Consider the following 2,335-nt stretch of genomic DNA (forward strand, 5'->3'; position numbering starts at 1 on the left):
AAGTGGGAAAGAGCTTTTGAAAGTTTATCAAGTGTTTGAATTATTTAGTGTTTGGTTTGTTGGTTGTATTGTATGACCTTATTGTTAGAGTTGTAAACCCGATCTACATCTTGAATCTGTCATATGTGTTATTAGTTGATTGATGGATTCATTCGGCACTGGGTATAGCCCCCGCCAAAAAAGAAACCTTGAAAGGCATACAGCCAATCAAGGTCCTTAAAACTATTATACAATTTCAATAGTAAACCCATCTAACTCTTCTTCTGCTTCCTGAAACAACTCTAGCAAATCATCTGCAAAATCACCCAAAAACTCCCTACTTTTTTCAAAATTTTCCCACCTGATTTTTAACGGAAACTCTACCCAAGCGGTCAAACAATCCCATAATGCATTTAGATTCTCTCCATAATATTCAGGTAGTTGAAGACTTTCTTTTAGTGCATGATGTAGCTGTTCTACAGTCAATATCTTCTTGCCATCTATCAATACTTCCAAAACATACACTCCTCACTTAATCTGCGTAAACGTCTTATAGTGATCTGTTGTTTTATAAATCAACCCATCATTAGAGTAAATTATACGTTCATTTCCACGGAACCCGGAACTATAATTAATATCAGCTTCATACCATACCCTACCTGGTGCATCTGGCAACGGGTTTCCTTTATTTTTGAAAACATCCCCACCTATGCTTTTACCAGGTGCTACATCATTAAGATTCCCCTTTTTAGGGTTCCAACCAAGTGCCTCCGCTTCCTTTTTAGTAATAAAGTTATCCGGTAATTTCCCATTTTTTCTAATGTATCCTGCAACATCATCAGCAGAAGTTAGTGCTTTTCCCGTCCCCTCTAGAGCCTTCTTCCTCTCTAATTCCTTAACTAATTCCTTCTCTTTTATTAAATACTTATCGTAATTTGAACTATCTCGGGCAGCCTTGCTTTTGTCAATATTATCTAATACTCGTCTTCTAATCTCATCATCTGGTCTCCTATTGTTAGGGTCAGGCGCCCCCCTTGAATTCGGAGACTCCAGAGGCTTGCCTGGCTGCGCCGTCTCGAGAGATCCTGACGGCTTAGCCTGCCCTGGCCCATTCATATCTGATGAATTTGGCCTAGTGGAAGGTGCGTGTACCCTATCTTTAGCAGCCTTTTGAACGACTCGTACGCCGCCGCTGGCTTCTTCGACGAACTTGGCCCCTTTGGCCACTTTCGCCAGTTTATCCACGCCTTTGGTTCCGACAGCTGCGGACGGCAACGGCAGAGCGTTAATAAAACAGGTCAATTATGGTAGTATCTGACCATAATCGACCTGTTCGATGTAACGGTATAGCGTTATTTAGGATAAAAAAATACAAGCTTTATGTGCGTACAACAGAAATGTCGAAATCTTCATTCGGGTATTACATGGGACTGTGTGTTATTTGGTTGAATGATGGGGGTCATTCGGCACTAGCCCCCACGAATTAGTCATCATCACCATACATTAAATCATCTAATATTTCATTTTGTTGTTGAATTTCTCTGTACCTATCAAACCTATTCATTAAATAATCGATGGTGACTTCTTTATTTTTATCAATTTCCCCATCGAACAGTTTTACTCTTGCTCCTAAATTTGTTAGTCCATGTATTAGTTCCTTTAGTCTTTCATCCCCATCTTCGTCTTTAAATAAAACTGTCTCTAGTATCGGAAGTACACTTTCAATTCTTTTTTTTATTTCAGAAAGTCCCAAGTTGGTATTCTTTTTGATTATTGGTAAGTATTTATTTTGATTATTATCTCGTTCCACTAATACAAGTATTTTTGTCAAATTCTATACCTCCCTAAAAATCATTATCAAACAAATCATTCATTGGTTTACCAGGTAAACTTTTACTATAACTTCCCCCATGCCAACGATACAAATGTTCTCTGAATGTTACAGGGTATATAATTTCACCTTTATTTGCCAATTGAGGGTATTTAGAAGCACTGTACGTATGATGACCAATTATTGTCTTGTCATTATATTTAGGTACTTTACCTGATATTATGTCTTGCACTTGTTCAGGCGTCCAATTTCTTGTGGAGTCACCATTTAATACCCGTTCTCTTTCTTGTTCCCAAAAACTATCCACTCCACTATCTCTTCTTCGTTTGAACTTCTTATTCCACTCCAGTTCCCTCCATTCCTCTTTGGTGATAGTTCTATTTTTAGCCTTCTCATTCAATTGCTTCATTTTTTTACTACTCATGATTTTATAAGGGGTTTCTCTTGGAGTTAAATCTAAACCTTTAGCTCTCTCAGAAATAATATCAGCTTCTGTCTTCGGTTGAGGAACTTTACCCGTCCCCT

The 2,335-nt window shown here is 38.2% G+C and carries 3 protein-coding genes and 1 pseudogene; all 4 read right to left on the minus strand.

The genetic code is table 11. The annotated features are described in order from the left end of the window. Window positions 1–225: 225 nt before the first annotated feature. Window positions 226–495, minus strand: coding sequence for a barstar family protein (locus PXY01_RS21980; RefSeq protein WP_127573271.1), 270 nt, complete (start codon window positions 493–495; stop codon window positions 226–228). A gap of 12 nt (window positions 496–507) precedes the next feature. Next, window positions 508–1,224, minus strand: a complete 717-nt coding sequence (locus tag PXY01_RS21985) for a ribonuclease domain-containing protein (RefSeq protein WP_246028072.1) — start codon at window positions 1,222–1,224, stop codon at window positions 508–510. A 238-nt stretch (window positions 1,225–1,462) separates the two neighbouring features. Next, the gene (locus PXY01_RS21990) at window positions 1,463–1,810 is read right to left on the minus strand and encodes a hypothetical protein (RefSeq protein ID WP_127573273.1); all 348 of its coding nucleotides are present in this window, start codon (window positions 1,808–1,810) and stop codon (window positions 1,463–1,465) included. 13 nt (window positions 1,811–1,823) lie between these two features. Beyond that, window positions 1,824–2,335: pseudogene (locus PXY01_RS21995) on the minus strand (pre-toxin TG domain-containing protein); the annotation flags it as partial.

Origin of the sequence: Paenibacillus xylaniclasticus (assembly GCF_004001065.1) — a bacterium.
GTDB lineage: Bacteria > Bacillota > Bacilli > Paenibacillales > Paenibacillaceae > Paenibacillus_T > Paenibacillus_T xylaniclasticus.